At 38.3% G+C, this 14,562-nt stretch carries 18 protein-coding genes; 2 read left to right on the top strand and 16 right to left on the bottom strand.

Features of this window, described 5'->3' with window-relative positions; translation table 11 throughout:
• The first annotated feature begins 13 nt into the window (after nucleotides 1–13).
• On the top strand, nucleotides 14–322 hold the full coding sequence (locus P2W72_RS01540) for a DUF4286 family protein (RefSeq protein WP_276359100.1): 309 nt from the start codon (nucleotides 14–16) through the stop codon (nucleotides 320–322).
• On the top strand, nucleotides 319–870 hold the full coding sequence (rfbC, locus tag P2W72_RS01535; protein ID WP_276359099.1) for a dTDP-4-dehydrorhamnose 3,5-epimerase: 552 nt from the start codon (nucleotides 319–321) through the stop codon (nucleotides 868–870). The genes P2W72_RS01540 and rfbC overlap by 4 nt, the downstream gene beginning before the upstream one ends.
• Nucleotides 871–878: 8 nt before the next feature.
• On the opposite strand, the gene P2W72_RS01530 is transcribed toward rfbC, so the two are convergent.
• The 16 genes from P2W72_RS01530 to nrfD all read right to left on the bottom strand — a co-directional run bounded on the left by P2W72_RS01530 (nucleotide 879) and on the right by nrfD (nucleotide 14,549).
• Nucleotides 879–1,715, bottom strand: coding sequence for an OmpA family protein (locus tag P2W72_RS01530; RefSeq protein WP_276359098.1), 837 nt, complete (start codon nucleotides 1,713–1,715; stop codon nucleotides 879–881).
• 10 nt (nucleotides 1,716–1,725) lie between these two features.
• On the bottom strand, nucleotides 1,726–2,388 hold the full coding sequence (locus P2W72_RS01525) for a DUF2461 domain-containing protein (protein WP_276359097.1): 663 nt from the start codon (nucleotides 2,386–2,388) through the stop codon (nucleotides 1,726–1,728).
• Complete coding sequence (locus P2W72_RS01520) at nucleotides 2,366–2,773, bottom strand: DUF983 domain-containing protein (RefSeq protein WP_276359096.1); 408 nt, start codon at nucleotides 2,771–2,773, stop codon at nucleotides 2,366–2,368. Before P2W72_RS01520 ends, P2W72_RS01525 begins: the two co-directional genes overlap by 23 nt.
• 48 nt (nucleotides 2,774–2,821) lie before the next feature.
• Nucleotides 2,822–3,097 carry a hypothetical protein gene (locus P2W72_RS01515; RefSeq protein ID WP_276359095.1) on the bottom strand — a complete coding sequence of 92 codons (276 nt, stop codon included), beginning with the start codon at nucleotides 3,095–3,097 and terminating at the stop codon, nucleotides 2,822–2,824.
• Nucleotides 3,098–3,185: 88 nt separating this feature from the next.
• Nucleotides 3,186–3,725, bottom strand: coding sequence for a DUF420 domain-containing protein (locus tag P2W72_RS01510; protein ID WP_276359094.1), 540 nt, complete (start codon nucleotides 3,723–3,725; stop codon nucleotides 3,186–3,188).
• A gap of 34 nt (nucleotides 3,726–3,759) precedes the next feature.
• Nucleotides 3,760–4,467, bottom strand: a complete 708-nt coding sequence (locus P2W72_RS01505) for an SCO family protein (protein ID WP_276359093.1) — start codon at nucleotides 4,465–4,467, stop codon at nucleotides 3,760–3,762.
• Entirely contained in the window at nucleotides 4,467–4,808 is a 342-nt protein-coding gene (locus P2W72_RS01500) for a cytochrome C oxidase subunit IV family protein (RefSeq protein ID WP_276359092.1), read from the bottom strand. The genes P2W72_RS01505 and P2W72_RS01500 overlap by 1 nt, the downstream gene beginning before the upstream one ends.
• Nucleotides 4,809–4,828: 20 nt before the next feature.
• Nucleotides 4,829–5,518 (bottom strand): cytochrome c oxidase subunit 3, encoded by a 690-nt coding sequence (locus tag P2W72_RS01495; RefSeq protein WP_276359091.1) that lies wholly within the window; start codon nucleotides 5,516–5,518, stop codon nucleotides 4,829–4,831.
• A 23-nt stretch (nucleotides 5,519–5,541) separates the two neighbouring features.
• Complete coding sequence (locus P2W72_RS01490) at nucleotides 5,542–6,123, bottom strand: cytochrome c oxidase subunit 3 (RefSeq protein WP_276359090.1); 582 nt, start codon at nucleotides 6,121–6,123, stop codon at nucleotides 5,542–5,544.
• Nucleotides 6,124–6,132: 9 nt separating this feature from the next.
• A complete protein-coding gene (cyoE, locus tag P2W72_RS01485) occupies nucleotides 6,133–7,017 on the bottom strand; it encodes a heme o synthase (protein ID WP_276359089.1) in 885 nt (294 codons plus the stop codon).
• 423 nt (nucleotides 7,018–7,440) lie between these two features.
• On the bottom strand, nucleotides 7,441–9,345 hold the full coding sequence (locus P2W72_RS01480; protein WP_276359088.1) for a cbb3-type cytochrome c oxidase subunit I: 1,905 nt from the start codon (nucleotides 9,343–9,345) through the stop codon (nucleotides 7,441–7,443).
• A 2-nt stretch (nucleotides 9,346–9,347) separates the two neighbouring features.
• Complete coding sequence (locus P2W72_RS01475; RefSeq protein ID WP_276359087.1) at nucleotides 9,348–10,676, bottom strand: cytochrome c oxidase subunit II; 1,329 nt, start codon at nucleotides 10,674–10,676, stop codon at nucleotides 9,348–9,350.
• Between the two features lie 40 nt (nucleotides 10,677–10,716).
• Entirely contained in the window at nucleotides 10,717–11,937 is a 1,221-nt protein-coding gene (locus P2W72_RS01470) for a quinol:cytochrome C oxidoreductase (RefSeq protein ID WP_276359086.1), read from the bottom strand.
• A gap of 17 nt (nucleotides 11,938–11,954) precedes the next feature.
• A complete protein-coding gene (locus tag P2W72_RS01465) occupies nucleotides 11,955–12,548 on the bottom strand; it encodes a cytochrome c (RefSeq protein ID WP_276359085.1) in 594 nt (197 codons plus the stop codon).
• Nucleotides 12,532–13,068, bottom strand: a complete 537-nt coding sequence (locus P2W72_RS01460; protein ID WP_276359084.1) for a DUF3341 domain-containing protein — start codon at nucleotides 13,066–13,068, stop codon at nucleotides 12,532–12,534. The genes P2W72_RS01465 and P2W72_RS01460 overlap by 17 nt, the downstream gene beginning before the upstream one ends.
• A 2-nt stretch (nucleotides 13,069–13,070) precedes the next feature.
• Entirely contained in the window at nucleotides 13,071–14,549 is a 1,479-nt protein-coding gene (nrfD, locus tag P2W72_RS01455) for an NrfD/PsrC family molybdoenzyme membrane anchor subunit (protein ID WP_276359083.1), read from the bottom strand.
• Between the last annotated feature and the right edge of the window lie 13 nt (nucleotides 14,550–14,562).

The following is a 14,562-nucleotide window of genomic DNA, read 5'->3' as shown; positions in this document are numbered from 1 at the left end:
CTATATTCGCAGCATGATTTTATATAATGTCACCATAATTCTGGACGAAAGTATTCATAATGAATGGTTGAACTGGATGAGATCTGAGCATATCCCCAATGTGATGAACACCGGATACTTTATCTCAAACCGTTTGCTTAAGGTTCTTGATTCTCCAAATGAAGGAGTGACCTATTGTGTTCAGTACATTGCAGATACCTTAGAACAGATAAATGAATATCAGCAAAAACACGCTGATGCTATACAATCAGATTTTCCGGAACAATTTCTGAATAAGTTTGTTCTGTTTGCTACCAGCATGGAATTTATAGACAAGCCATGAACTTTATAGAAACCAAAATAAAAGATCTTTACATTGTTGAACCAAAGATCTGGAAGGATGAGCGCGGATACTTCTATGAAAGTTACAGCAAGCGATCATTTGACGAAGCAGGCATTCAGGCCAGCTTCGTTCAGGACAATCAATCCCTGTCACAGAAAGGAACCTTAAGAGGATTGCATGCCCAAACCCCACCATTTGCGCAGGGAAAGCTTGTAAGGGTTATTAACGGAAAAGTTATTGACGTTGCTGTTGATTTCCGAAAAGATTCTGACACATACGGCGAGCATGTTGCCATCGAATTAAGTGGCGAAAATCATCGAATGCTTTGGGTCCCTCCCGGCTTCTTACATGGCTTCGTTACTCTTGAAGACAATACGATATTTACCTACAAGGTATCCGGAGGACTATATAACAAAACATCCGAGATAGGAGTAATGTGGAACGATCCTGAGCTGAATATTAACTGGGGTATCAGTCCTGATGAGGTTATCCTATCAGAAAAAGACAAAGTTTTACCTTTATTCAGCGAGGTTAAAAGTCCTTTCTGACCGGCCTCTTATTTGATCAGATTGTAAAGCTCATCAAGTTTAGGAGAAAGAACGATCTCAATCCTCCGGTTACGGCTTCTGACTTCGGGGCTTGTCCCTTCTTCAACAGGCTGGAACTCCCCTTTTCCCGTTGCCGTAAGACGACTGTTCTCTATTTTCTCAGTTTCAGTAAGATATCTTACAACCGAGGTTGCACGTAAAACACTCAGGTCCCAGTTATCCTTTATCTGTCCAAGGTTTACCACTTTCTGATTATCAGTATGTCCTTCAACAGAAATATTAATTTCAGGTTGTGTCTTAAGCACTTTGGCAAGTTCCTGTAGCGCGAGTTTCCCTTTATCATCAATTATAATGCTGCCACTGCTGAACAATAATTTATCAGTCAGAGAAACATATACTTTCCCGTTTCTGATATCCACACTAAGTCCGCTTTGCTGAAAGCCAAGCAGTGCCTTTTGCAATTTATTCTTAAGTGCATTGGTTGCTTCATCTCTCTTTTTCAAAATATCCTCTACCTCTTTCAAGCGCGCTTCTCTTCTTTGCAGGTCTGCAGATAATTTAGTGATTTCTGATGATGTGTTTGAACGCAGTGAAGTATAGCTGTCATCCAGTTTCTTTATCATGGAACTGAGATCAGAAATTCGGGCGCTTAGTACTGAAGTATCAGTCTTCAGTTTTGCAATTTCCTGTTCCAGAGATTCTATCTTCACTCTGGCAGCTTCCCAGCCAAGTGAAAGTGAATCTTTTTGTGCCAGCAGGGCATTATACTTCTTAGGTGAAGTAATTACACATGAACTGAAACTGGTAATTAAAACAATAAATACAGGCGCAAAAAGGCTCTTCATAGAAATCAGTTTAGGAAACAGCATTTCTCAAAAATGCAATAAACGGATGTAATATCTGAAAGCCATTTACAACTTCTTTAATGGCATCCGGACTCATCAAAATCTTATCACTTAACTTATGGCTGAACGTAAAACTTTTCAGTTTCAGTAATTCAACATCAGGATGATCAGCGTCATATCCTTTTGGAGCTGTTTTGAGTTTATAATCGCTTTCGGGTACACCATAATATCCTTTAAAAGCTGAATTATCAATAATTGTATGAAGATCTGCTCCATTATAGTCGATCTCCTGCCTGATTGAACGAAGTAATTCAGGCTCAGGCATCCAGCAACCTCCGGCTATAAAACATTTATCCGGCTGAATGTGCAGGTAATATCCCGGGCCAATAAAATTTTTACCATTGGGACTGATACCGGCGCCAAAATTCTCTTTATAGGGCGTTTTATCCTTACTGAAGCGTATATCACGATAAATTCTCATGACACAGTTTCCGGGATCAAGACTCTCTGGAATTAAGGGATCTATTTGGGAAAGATGCTGTATCAGCTCAGCAGTAAAATTCAGTACATCTTTACGTGCAGCATCATGTCTTGCTTTATTCAGATGAAACCAGTTACGCTCATTATTACAAGCAAGGTCATTTAAAAAATCAAATGTTTCTACCTTTATCATCTGTATCGTATTCCGGATTATATTTCACTTTAGGTGTCAGAAAATGAAGAAGCAACACTCTGGAATAACGATAATTAATAGGGCTGAGTATTAATACTGCTGACAAAATTACTCCAATATAGAGCCATGGCGAGGTATCATTACCTGTTATGAGATATGTTAAAAGACCTATAGTAAGCATTTCGCCAACTACAAAGGCATAACTAACATACATTGCTCCGTAAAAATAGCCCGGCTCAATCTCAAATTTCATATTACAATGTGAGCAGTTATCATTAGTATTCTGGAAATTAAACCCGTAAAGTGAGCCAGAAAAAATTTTGCCCCTTCTGCATCTTGGGCATTTGGATTGCAGAACAGCGGATAGCACGGAAGTCTTAGCCATTGATAATTTTTTTAATAACAGGAACGAAAAACTTCTGAAATAGAAATTCTAATTCAGATTAATCTTACCACCTCTGACATTCATATTGACATTCTTACGTCTGTACTTCTTATACCAAAGAAAGCCAACACCTGCTATTGCCAGATAAGGAGCTGCCAAAAGATAAAGTATACCATTATTTAATCCATTCCCTTCAGTATTGCCATTCTGAACAGAATTTTCAGCATTTAATGTACACATTGAACATTGAGCAGCTACTTCCGGGTAGCTCAGAGAGAAAAAGATCAATAATAAACTTACAAAAAAGACTTTAAGAGATCTCATGGCACAAAGATACGCTATTTACGATAATTAAACATATCAATAACGGGCAATCGGAATTTCATTCTGCTCTTCCGGCTTAAAACTCTGATCAAAAACTATAATAGGGCGAGATCATCACATAGACAATCACACCGGTAATGGTAACATACAACCATATCGGATAAGTCCAGCGTACAAGCTTCTTATGACTCTCAACCTGCATCTGAATTCCTTTTTGAAAACTGAACAATACTAATGGAAGCACTATAGCTGCAAGTATGATGTGAGTGATCAGGATGAAATAATAGACTATACGAATGCTACCCTCACCACCATAAGTAGTTTTTATACCGGTAGCGTGAAAAATGATATAGGATACAAGAAAAAGTGAAGAGAGTATAAATGTTAAAATATTTACCTTTTTATGTGCCTGAATATTCTTCTTCTTTATAAAATAGAGAGAGAGCAAAAGCAAAACGCTGCAAGTTCCATTAAGAATTGCATTCAATTTTGGAAGCGAAAATACCCAGGATGGAATGGATCCTTTATCAGGAAAAACATTCAGAATTTTAGATTGTAATACTACTACAACAATTAATACTACTATTGAAATTATTGTGATAATGCGTGAAGTAAGTTTATCGTTCATAAAAAATAATAACGCAGAGAAATCAGAATTTATTTTAACGGTCTTTTACGTTCCTAAGCTCCTCTGTTATAAGAACCTTTATTTCATCAATCAGAAGTGCAGTTTGCTCATTCCCTCTGCTGGAATCATAATACCCTCTTATCCTTTTTTGAGGGTCAACGAGGATAAGCATAGGGCTATGAATAATATTAAGCTTTTGAGACGTATCAGCTATAGCATCAACCAGGAAGTCTTCTCTTGCCATTGAAAACACTAAGTCCTTATCAGCACTAACAAAATCCCACTTTTTGTTGATTGCAGTAAACTGTTTACTGTATTTAGACAGCACTTCAGGATTGTCGTATTCAGGATCAACACTAATGGAAATAAATCTCATTAACCTGTTATTGGCATATTGTCCCGCTACCTTTTCCATTTCCCTGTTCATTGCTGTACATGCCGAAGGACAACGTGTGTAAAAGAAATTAAAAACAGTGATCTGATTACTATCAGCAGGAAACTTTACCGAATCGGCATTTTGATTAAGAGATTTAAAATCCCTTATTACATGATAAATAGTATCAGGAATCTTTTTACCAAATCGGGTATGAAAAGTATTAGCAACTTGCTTATTCCCATAAATAGGGAGAGGTCTGTAGCGATTCTGACCTTTTTCTTTGAGGAGGTAATATAAAGTTCCCGGTACTGCAAGTAATATCAACAGTACCAGGATCTTTTTTATCTTGAATGAGGTTGAACTCATTAATTTACATGAAGGAACTGATAAGATCCTTCAGTTAACATTAAGATGATAAAATAAACGATGAAAATCAGAGATAAAACTATACCTGTTTTAAACGCATATTTTTCAAATTTCAGGTGCATAAAATATGCAACAATATAATAAGCTTTAACAAGTGTTAAAATGATGTACGCAAAATTACCAATTCCATGCCCAATCAATCCTTTCGGAATCATATAAAGAGCTATGAAAAATTCTACAGTGGTAATTCCTAAAAGGTAAAAGAAAACCTGCCAGATCTTTGATTTGGTCATTCCTTCATGCTCATGAGCATGTTCTTCGTGTGTGTGTTCTGCTGACATTTTATGAGATAATCAGAATATTAAACTAAATAGAAAAATGTGAAAACGAATACCCAAACAAGGTCAACGAAGTGCCAGTAAAGGCCAACTTTTTCAACCATCAGGTAAGATCCGCTTTTCTGGAAAACATTACTAATAACCATTAATAAGATGATTATATTGATCAGTACTCCCGTAAATACGTGGAATCCGTGAAATCCTGTAATTGTAAAGAAAAGGTTGGAAAACTGTAAGGCACCAACGGTATCAACACCGGTATATGAAGCCGGGAAACTTCCCCACCAGTATCCTTCATGATGAAGGTGAGACCACTCAAGAGCCTGGCAACCAAGGAACATAAATCCTCCGACAATCGTAGCGATCATCCACCATACAACTTCTTTTTTAGAATTACGGTGACCAGCCTCAACAGCAAGTACCATAGTTACAGAACTCATGATCAGAATAAAGGTCATGATACCCACAAAAACAAGAGGGAATCCATGATCAGCAATCCCGGGGATTGACTGGAATACTACATCCGGATCAGGCCAGCTGATTTTACTGAAACGCTGAGCTCCGTAATAAATCAGAAATGCAGAGAATGTGAATGCATCAGATAATAAGAAAAACCACATCATGATTTTTCCATATTCTACAGCAAAAGGTGACTTTCCGCCACTCCAGGCGTCAGTTTTTATTTCATCAAGTTTTGATACAGTAGTACTCATTTAAATGACAGTATTATGATTTGTTATTGATTCAAAAGTAAGAAAACATATAGATAAATCCATAGGATATCTATAAAATGCCAAAAAATGGAAGCAACTTCCATCCTGAACAGATTACGCGCCTGAGAAATATTCCTCAGTTTACCTAAAAATGCATAAATCAGGAAAAATACCCCCATTAAAATATGTAGCAAATGGGCTCCAGTAAATACATAAATAAATGACTGTGAGGCATTATAGTTTACAAAATATGCCCCCGACTCATAAAGAACTTTCCATGCAGTAATCTGGCTGTAGAAGAAACCCGCAGCCAACAATATTGTTACAAGTATGTACAGCTTTTGCTTATCGAATTGCAACTTTCTGGCAGAATCCTGAGCCAGATGAACAGTGATACTGCTTAATATAATAAGCATTGTACTGTACATAAATGCTTTGGGCAGTAATACCTTGATCCCACGTTCAACATTCCCCTCAGTATAAACAATAAAACCACTGGTTAATGCTGCAAACATCATAAATGATGAAATGATAAAAAGCCACATTAAAAACTTTTTAGCTTTTAAATTCTGTTTGTCTTCAGTAAGAATATTTTCAGTTTCCATAGCTGTTTATTATGCAATAAAATCAAACAATAGGGTTAGCTGTAATACCGGAAGGTAGAAAAATGATGCATACATTAAGCGCTTTGCTGATGGCACATCCCGCGATTTCAATAATTTATAGGCTTGCAAAGCAAAATATAAACCCATTCCTGATACTACAATCATATAAATAGTTCCTCCAAAAGCTTGTCCTGAAGGATTAAACAGATAAGTAGGCATCAAACTTACCGGTATTAAAATTATGGTTGAGACAAAGGTAAGAACTGCACTTGTTTTGTCCTGAAAGGTTGTTGGGAGCAAGCGAAAACCTGCGCGCTTATAATCCTCATCCAATACCCAGGCAATTGCCCAGAAATGCGGAAACTGCCAGACAAACTGAATCAAAAACAATATGACAGGAATCCATGAAATCCTTGGCTCATTGAATGCCGCAAAATAACCAATTAGTGGTGGCAAAGCACCTGGAAAAGCCCCTATAAAGACAGCTATAGGTGATTTACGCTTCATTGGTGTATATACAAAAGCATATAAGAATATCGAGAATACAGCCAGAACACCGGTAGGGAAATTAAGCCTTACTAAAAGCATTGTACCCGAAATACCCATAATCAGACTAAGAACAAGGGCTTGTCCGGTTGTCATCTTACCTGAAGGTATTGGCCTGTCCATTGTGCGTTTCATTAATCTGTCGAGATCCTTTTCAATGATCTCATTAAAACCATTTGCAGCACCGGTTACGAGGAAGCCTCCAACTGTAAGTATAATCCAGTTAATCCAGTTAATATCCCCCTGTATCCTGCTTCCCATTAAAAAACAGATAGAAGCCGAAAAAACTACTGTAAGGGTTAGTCTTAACTTGATTAATTTATTGAAGTCGGATATGAAATTCCTCACCTTTATTCTATATCAATAAATGCCTGATTACTTGTTTAGCAAAAGCATTTTGTTTATTTCTTTAGCTCAGGCAAAACATCTTAAGTTGAAATGCACAAGAAGGTGCAAAATTACAATGAAAAATGTTTTAAGCAGTATCTAATGTCTTATATCTCAGCGATTGAGTCACAAATGATATTCTATAAACAATTCCTTAAACATATTAAGGATAACAATTAAAATGTTTAAGCTAAAAAATTCCCAATCCTAAAATTGTACCATTCAATTCAAAACTCCCAGAACATCAAAAGAGAAAAGAATGGATCACTGTAAGAATATTTAAAGAGTTCTTCCGAACATTATATCCGGCTACAGAGATCAGGTACCTCTATTAATCAAGCAGGCAGTACTTTTAATACTGCCTGCCTGTTATTTATATTTTAATTAAACATGCTCTGAAGCTCTGGTCTGGGATGGATTTGCTTTCTCCCATTCCTCCTGAATTCTAACAGCTTCAGGATTGTCTTCAAAATCATGATGGAGATTTGAACTCATTGTCTCAGAGAACGGAGTTGTCTGAGGAATAAAGTCTGTATGATGACCAGGCTTACTGTAATCATATGGCCAACGATAAACCGAAGGAATCTCTCCCGGCCAGTTACCATGAATATGCTCAACAGGCGCTGTCCATTCCAGAGTGTTCGAATGCCAAGGATTCTGAGTAGCCTTTTTCCCGTAGAAAATAGAATAAAAGAAGTTCCAAAGGAATGCTACCTGAGCAAGTGCAGAAATAATAGCTGCCCAGGTTACAAATACGTTAACTGTTAACCACTCTTGCATAAATGCAAATTCAGTGAATGCATAGTAACGACGTGGCACACCATCAATACCCATAAAGTGCATTGGGAAGAATACCAGATAAGCTCCGATAAATGTTAACCAGAAGTGAAGATAACCTAAACGCTCATCCAACATACGTCCAAACATCTTAGGATACCAGTGATAAACACCACATAACATCCCAAAAATAGCTGCACAACCCATTACAAGGTGGAAGTGAGCAACAACAAAGTATGTATCATGCAGGTTAATGTCCAAAGCAGCATTTCCAAGGAATAAACCTGTTAGACCTCCAGAGATGAAGAAAGAAACTAAACCTATTGCAAACAACATAGCAGGAGTAAAGCGAAGATTACCACGCCAGATAGTTGCCAGATAGTTGAATGTCTTTACGGCAGAAGGTACTGCAATAATCAAGGTAGTGATCATAAATACACCACCAAGGAAAGGATTCATTCCTGTCACAAACATATGGTGTCCCCATACGATAAATGACAATACTGTAATACCAATCAGCGAGTAAACCATTGCATGGTAACCGAAAATTGGTTTCCTTGAATTAGTAGCAATAACTTCAGAAGTAATACCCAAAGCAGGCATAATTACAATGTAAACCTCAGGGTGACCAAGGAACCAGAATAAGTGCTGCCATAATACCGGGCTACCTCCCTGATTTGGAAGAATCTGTCCGGCAACAACAATATCTGATAAGTAGAAACTGGTTCCAAAGCTACGATCGAAGATCAGAAGTACTACTGCAGAAACCAGTACAGGGAATGACAACACACCCACGATAGCTGTTAAGAAGAATGCCCAGATTGTTAAAGGCATTTTCCACATGTCCATTCCATTGGTACGCATATTAAGAATGGTAGAAATATAGTTCAGGGCACCAATCAGAGAAGATGCAACGAATAATACCATACTGATTAACCATAATGTCATACCTGTTCCTGAACCGCTGATTGCTTTAGGTAAGGCAGATAACGGAGGATAAACCGTCCAGCCTGAACTTGCAGGTCCGCTCTCAACAAAGAAAGAGCACATCATAATTACACAGGAAGTAAGGAACAACCAGTATGAAATCATGTTCAGAAATGGTGAAGCCATATCCCTTGCGCCTAACTGCAAAGGAATCAGCAGGTTACTAAAAGTACCGCTAAGTCCGGCAGTCAATACAAAGAATACCATCATTGTACCGTGTATTGTTACGATAGCAAGATAAAAATCAGGTTTAATCCGGCCACCTTCTGCCCATTTAGGGCCTAAAAAAGTCTCTAAAAGCGGGAAACTTTTATCCGGCCAGGCTAATTGTAACCTGAACAGGATAGATAATATCATAGCAACAACAGCCATAATAATCCCTGTAATCAGGAATTGCTTTGCGATCATTTTATGATCCTGGCTAAAGATATATTTAGTTAAAAATGTTTCTTTATGATGTCCGTGATCATGACCGTGATCGTCGTGGTGAAGTACGGCTGTATCGTGTAATGCAGTGCTTGCCATAATTATTTTATGATAGTATTAGAATTTAAAGCAATAGTATTATTCTCTCCGGTCTTGCTGTTATCTGCAAGCTGAAGCTCTTTCTTTACATCGTCGTTGTAGTAAAGTGGCTGTTTAGCCAACCATGCGGTATATTCAGCTTCTGAAACTACAGTAACTTTAACCTGCATGTTGTAGTGTCCGGCTCCACAAATTTTAGCACAAAGAAGTACATAATCATATTCAGGATTATTACGTTCTTCCCTTGCCTGTGCAGTAGTTAAACGAGGAGTAAACTGGAAATGAGTTGGCATACCAGGAACAGCGTTCATCTGAGCCCTGAAATCAGGAAGATAGAAACTGTGCAATACATCTTTTGAGTTAATGGTAAACCTTACCGGTCTGTTAACCGGAAGTACTATCTCACTCACCAATTTATCATCCCAGCTTTTTTGATCTTTGAAATCAATACCAAGACCATTAGTTGGAGTAGTTAATTTATAATTACGCTTACCAACCTGATTATCAGCACCGGCATAACGCAGAGTCCATTTAAACTGCTCTGCAGTTACTTCAACACTGATTGCTTTCTTCTGATCCTCAGGAGAAACATTGGTAATACCTCTCCAGGTAAAGAATCCTAACAATACCAGAATTGTTAAAGCTATAGCAGGAATAATAGTCCAGATTCTTTCCAAAGCATTGTTGTGCGGATAGAAGTATGCCTTTCTGTTTTCAGAACCTCTGTACTTGAAAGTAAATCCGAACAAGGCAATGTGTGTTAGAACAAAAACAATTGTTGTCAGAATCAGGGTAACTTTAAACATAAAGTCAATATCAAGTCCGTGAACTGATGCTGATTCGTGCATACTCATCGGGCCCTGAACAGAGTAAGACCAGTAAACTCCGTAAAGACCAAAAAGAAGGAATATTCCAAACAGAACACCATGGATTCTTCTTCCATCTGAGCCGGTCTTTTTACCCTGCATTTCCTTACTTAACTCATACACCTTCAGTATCTTGCCGATAACTGCAATGAATATGCAAATAAGAATGAACATAAGCAGGTAATAAGTACCTGATTTGTAAGCAGCGGCAAAGTCTGTTGTTACTGCTTCAAGCGGCTGTCTGTTCTTATAGTACTCTACAGTATCAACTGCAGTGCTGATCAGTGGTGAAGACGATGGAGCAAGGGCTTCGGAAGCTTTAATAGCTGTATCAATTACAGCTGTTGTAGAGCTAACTGTAGAATCCTGCGTCTGGGCAAACAATTTACCTGCCTGTGCAGTCAGCGTGCATATAGTAAGCAGTGCAGCTACAGTTCTGATATTAAAAATTTCTCTTAACCTCATTTTATTCGTAGTATTTTCTTTTTGCTATTAAGAACTGTGATTAAATCTGGTGGTTAATACTCTCTTCCAGGAACGGATGATTTTTAGACACCAAAGATCTTTTACTTAGCTGGTTAAGTGTTAAGTAGGTAAACAATCCTACAAAACCTACCGCTACTCCTATTTCAATTATTCCAAAACCTCTGTGTGACTCAACTGTACCCGGCATGATCATCATATAGTAATCAAGCCAGTGTCCACATAGAAGAATGATACAAACTACCATTAATCTGTTCATCTGGCGTTTTGAATCTCTTGCCATCAGAATAAGCAATGGTGCAACAAAGTTGATGATGATATTCAACCAAAACCATGGAAGATATTCAGGCTCCCAGCGCTTGTAGAAATAAACTGTTTCTTCAGGCATGTTTGCATAATAAATTAACAGAAACTGAGAGAACCAAACATAAGTCCAGAATATTGAGAAAGCGAAAATGAATTTTCCCAAATCGTGAAGGTGGTTTTCATTAACCCATGAAAGGTATCCTGCTTTTTTCATAAGGATAACGATCAGTGTGATTGTACAAATTCCGCTCACCCACATTGCAGCAAAGTTATACCATCCAAACATGGTAGAGAACCAATGCGCCTCAAGCGACATGATTGTATCAAAAGCCCAGATTGGAGTAGTGAATCCAAAAATCACCAGAAATAGAGATGACCATTTAAAACTCTTATCGTAGAATACCAATCCGCCTTCCATCTCTTCACGCTCTGCGTATTTTGCAAATAAGGAGGCAAAGTAAGAGTAAACTCCAAGGAATATTACCAATCTGGCTAAAAAGAAAGGAACATTCAGAAAACCTGACTTGCCTGCAATGATTTTATCATAGTGCGGGCTTGCGGGATCTGACAAACCTTCAGCATTCCAGTGATGATATAAGTTATGAGTTAATAAACCTGAAGCACTAACGATTACAAGAACCAGCGCTGCAATTGGCAAAACTCTTGACATAGCTTGAGGTATTCTAATCAGACCTATGGCCCAACCAGCCTGTGCAACATACTGCAGTGCTATAAAGAACAAAGCCGCTGCACATACACAAGTAAAATAATAAGCCATTAAAAGCAGATTGGCGTAAGTACGCTCCTGCTGACCTGTAAGTAAACCGAAGGCTATAGCAAGAATTCCAACCACCATTGCTATTAAAGTCCAGGTTTTTAATTTTCCCGAAAATTCGAATTGTTCAGTGAAATTATGAGTATGATTATGATTTCCCATCTGGTTTTAGCAATTGACTATTGTAATTTTTGTAATTCGTGAACGTACATAACAATTTTCCACCTTTGAGCAGGAGATAATTGAGATTTATGCGAACCCATTAAGTTAACACCATAAGTGATTGTATGGTAAATCTTACCATCTGTAAGATCCTTCATTAATCCACCTCTTGAAGAGTTACCTGTTCCATAAGATGGAGGAGCCGGGAACTTACCAAGTTTTACTATAGAACCATCACCCTTTCCTTCAAGTCCGTGGCAATGAGAACACATTGTTAAATAAAGAGACTTACCTTCTTCCAATGTTTTAACACTTACAGGAAGCGGATTGCTTAAAGATGCTCCTGCAGACTGATAACCTTCAGGAGTATTCGGATAAGCATCAATTTTATCAAATCCTACAGGCATAGTTCCGGCAGGAGGAGTTTGAGCTGTTTTACCGTCTTTAAAGTTTTTATTGGCCTGATCCGGGTTATAAGCAATCGGATCATACATATTACGGGCAAACTCTAACCCGGTACTTCTGTTATCTGAACAGGATGAAATAACTGAAGCAGCTGCAACAGTTAAGAAAACGGTACAAATTATTAGGAGCTTATTCATAACTAACATATTTCCTTTCGTTGTGCTTTACTTCAACAGCACCGGCTTCTTTTAAAATGTTGTCAATTTGGTCATGTGCTGTATTGGTCTTTGCATCAATTGCAATAACAAACCTGTCATTTGTAGCTCTCAGGTCCATCACTCTGGGAGCACGCCCCGGAGCTAAATGGTTAGCAAAGAAATAGGTCCCTACCATTCCAAAGGCAGCGAAAAGGACAGTTAACTCGAACATGATCGGAATAAAATCAGGGAATGCAAAATGAGGCTTTCCTCCGATATTCATAGGCCAGTCTATAACCAGCATATAGGTAATCATCGAGATGGCTGTTATTGTACCGGTCATACCGAAGCCAAAAGCTACTTTACCCAAACGCGAACGTTTGATACCTAATTTATCTTCAATACCGTGAATAGGCATAGGAGTATAGACATCATAAATATCTACATTATTCTCCTGAAGCTTATCTATTCCATGCATCAGATCGTCCGGATCTTCAAAATGGCCTAAAATATATTTTATATTACTCATCTTTAAACTTTTTGGAATTCAGCAACTTTAGGTGAAACACTATCATATTTTTCCAGAGATTCCAGATAATATTCAGCATGAACTTGATCTACTGCTTTTTCGCGGATCAGTTTTTGCTTAGCCTGATCACTTGAGCTCTTCAGCAATAATTTAACCTCAGCCATTGCAATAGCAGGTAAGAATCGCAGGAACAGAAGGAATAAGGTAAAGAATACACCTATTGATCCAATGAATATAGCCACATCAACCCAGGTTGGGTAGAACATAACCCAGCTTGAAGTAAGATAATCACGGTGAAGTGAGGTAACGATAATTACGAAACGCTCAAACCACATACCGATGTTTACTACAATAGATAATATCCATGAAATAGCAATGCTTGTACGGATCTTCTTGAACCAGAATAACTGGGGAGAGATCACGTTACAGGTCATCATGATCCAGTAAGCCCAGGCATACGGACCACTCACCCTGTTTAAGAATGCATATTGCTCGTATTCAACACCAGAATACCAGGCAATGAATAACTCAGTAAGGTAAGCCACACCCACGATAGAACCGGTAACGATGATAATCTTATTCATCGACTCAATATGGAACATCGTAATGTAGTTTTCGAAATTCATTACTTTACGTGTTACCAGCAATAAAGTCTGAACCATTGCAAATCCTGAGAAGATCGCACCTGCAACAAAGTATGGAGGGAAAATGGTTGTATGCCATCCCGGAATAACTGAAGTTGCAAAGTCCATAGATACGATCGTGTGTACAGAAAGTACCAGAGGGGTAGAAACACCTGCAAGGATTAACGAAACCAATTCAAAACGCTGCCAGGTTTTAACAGATCCATTCCATCCGAAAGATAAAATAGAATAAACACGGCGGCGGGTACCTTTTGCACGGTCGCGGATAGTTGCGATATCAGGAAGTAAACCTGTATACCAGAATACTAAAGAAACCGAGAAATAAGTTGAGATCGCGAATACGTCCCATACCAATGGTGAGTTAAAGTTCACCCATAATGACCCGAACTGATTTGGCAGGGGAAGCGCCCAGGTAAATAACCATGGACGACCCATGTGAGAAATAATATAAGTGGCAGCACAGATAACGGCAAAAATGGTCATTGCTTCTGCCGAACGGTTAATGGAATTCCGCCAGTTTTGTCTGAACAGTAATAATACCGCTGAGATAAGAGTTCCGGCATGACCGATACCTACCCACCATACGAAACCGGTAATATCCCATGCCCAGCCAACAGTTTTATTTAATCCCCATTCACCGATACCGAACCAGAAGGTCCAGCTAACAGCAAATACCCAAAGTCCCGCACCAAGTACAGATACAATGAAGCCTATCCACCAGGCTTTATTTGGTTTATTTTCTACAGGAACCAATATTTCTTCGGTGACCCTGGAGTAGGTAATATTTTCACCGGTTACTAAGGGTTCTCTAAGTATAGACTCGTGATGAGATGACATATCTTTATTAAAT

It is taken from the genome of Daejeonella sp. H1SJ63, from assembly GCF_029360775.1.
Lineage (GTDB): Bacteria > Bacteroidota > Bacteroidia > Sphingobacteriales > Sphingobacteriaceae > Daejeonella.
Note: the sequence above shows the minus strand (reverse complement) of the source record. Positions and strands in the feature narration are given on the sequence as shown.

Coding starts and splice junctions, on each gene's coding strand:
- P2W72_RS01540 (WP_276359100.1), top strand. CDS start 14: ATGATTTTATATAATGTCACCATAATTCTGGACGAAAGTATTCATAAT.
- rfbC (WP_276359099.1), top strand. CDS start 319: ATGAACTTTATAGAAACCAAAATAAAAGATCTTTACATTGTTGAACCA.
- P2W72_RS01530 (WP_276359098.1), bottom strand. CDS start 1,715: ATGAAGAGCCTTTTTGCGCCTGTATTTATTGTTTTAATTACCAGTTTC.
- P2W72_RS01525 (WP_276359097.1), bottom strand. CDS start 2,388: ATGATAAAGGTAGAAACATTTGATTTTTTAAATGACCTTGCTTGTAAT.
- P2W72_RS01520 (WP_276359096.1), bottom strand. CDS start 2,773: ATGGCTAAGACTTCCGTGCTATCCGCTGTTCTGCAATCCAAATGCCCA.
- P2W72_RS01515 (WP_276359095.1), bottom strand. CDS start 3,097: ATGAGATCTCTTAAAGTCTTTTTTGTAAGTTTATTATTGATCTTTTTC.
- P2W72_RS01510 (WP_276359094.1), bottom strand. CDS start 3,725: ATGAACGATAAACTTACTTCACGCATTATCACAATAATTTCAATAGTA.
- P2W72_RS01505 (WP_276359093.1), bottom strand. CDS start 4,467: ATGAGTTCAACCTCATTCAAGATAAAAAAGATCCTGGTACTGTTGATA.
- P2W72_RS01500 (WP_276359092.1), bottom strand. CDS start 4,808: ATGTCAGCAGAACACACACACGAAGAACATGCTCATGAGCATGAAGGA.
- P2W72_RS01495 (WP_276359091.1), bottom strand. CDS start 5,518: ATGAGTACTACTGTATCAAAACTTGATGAAATAAAAACTGACGCCTGG.
- P2W72_RS01490 (WP_276359090.1), bottom strand. CDS start 6,123: ATGGAAACTGAAAATATTCTTACTGAAGACAAACAGAATTTAAAAGCT.
- P2W72_RS01480 (WP_276359088.1), bottom strand. CDS start 9,345: ATGGCAAGCACTGCATTACACGATACAGCCGTACTTCACCACGACGAT.
- P2W72_RS01475 (WP_276359087.1), bottom strand. CDS start 10,676: ATGAGGTTAAGAGAAATTTTTAATATCAGAACTGTAGCTGCACTGCTT.
- P2W72_RS01470 (WP_276359086.1), bottom strand. CDS start 11,937: ATGGGAAATCATAATCATACTCATAATTTCACTGAACAATTCGAATTT.
- P2W72_RS01465 (WP_276359085.1), bottom strand. CDS start 12,548: ATGTTAGTTATGAATAAGCTCCTAATAATTTGTACCGTTTTCTTAACT.
- P2W72_RS01460 (WP_276359084.1), bottom strand. CDS start 13,068: ATGAGTAATATAAAATATATTTTAGGCCATTTTGAAGATCCGGACGAT.
- nrfD (WP_276359083.1), bottom strand. CDS start 14,549: ATGTCATCTCATCACGAGTCTATACTTAGAGAACCCTTAGTAACCGGT.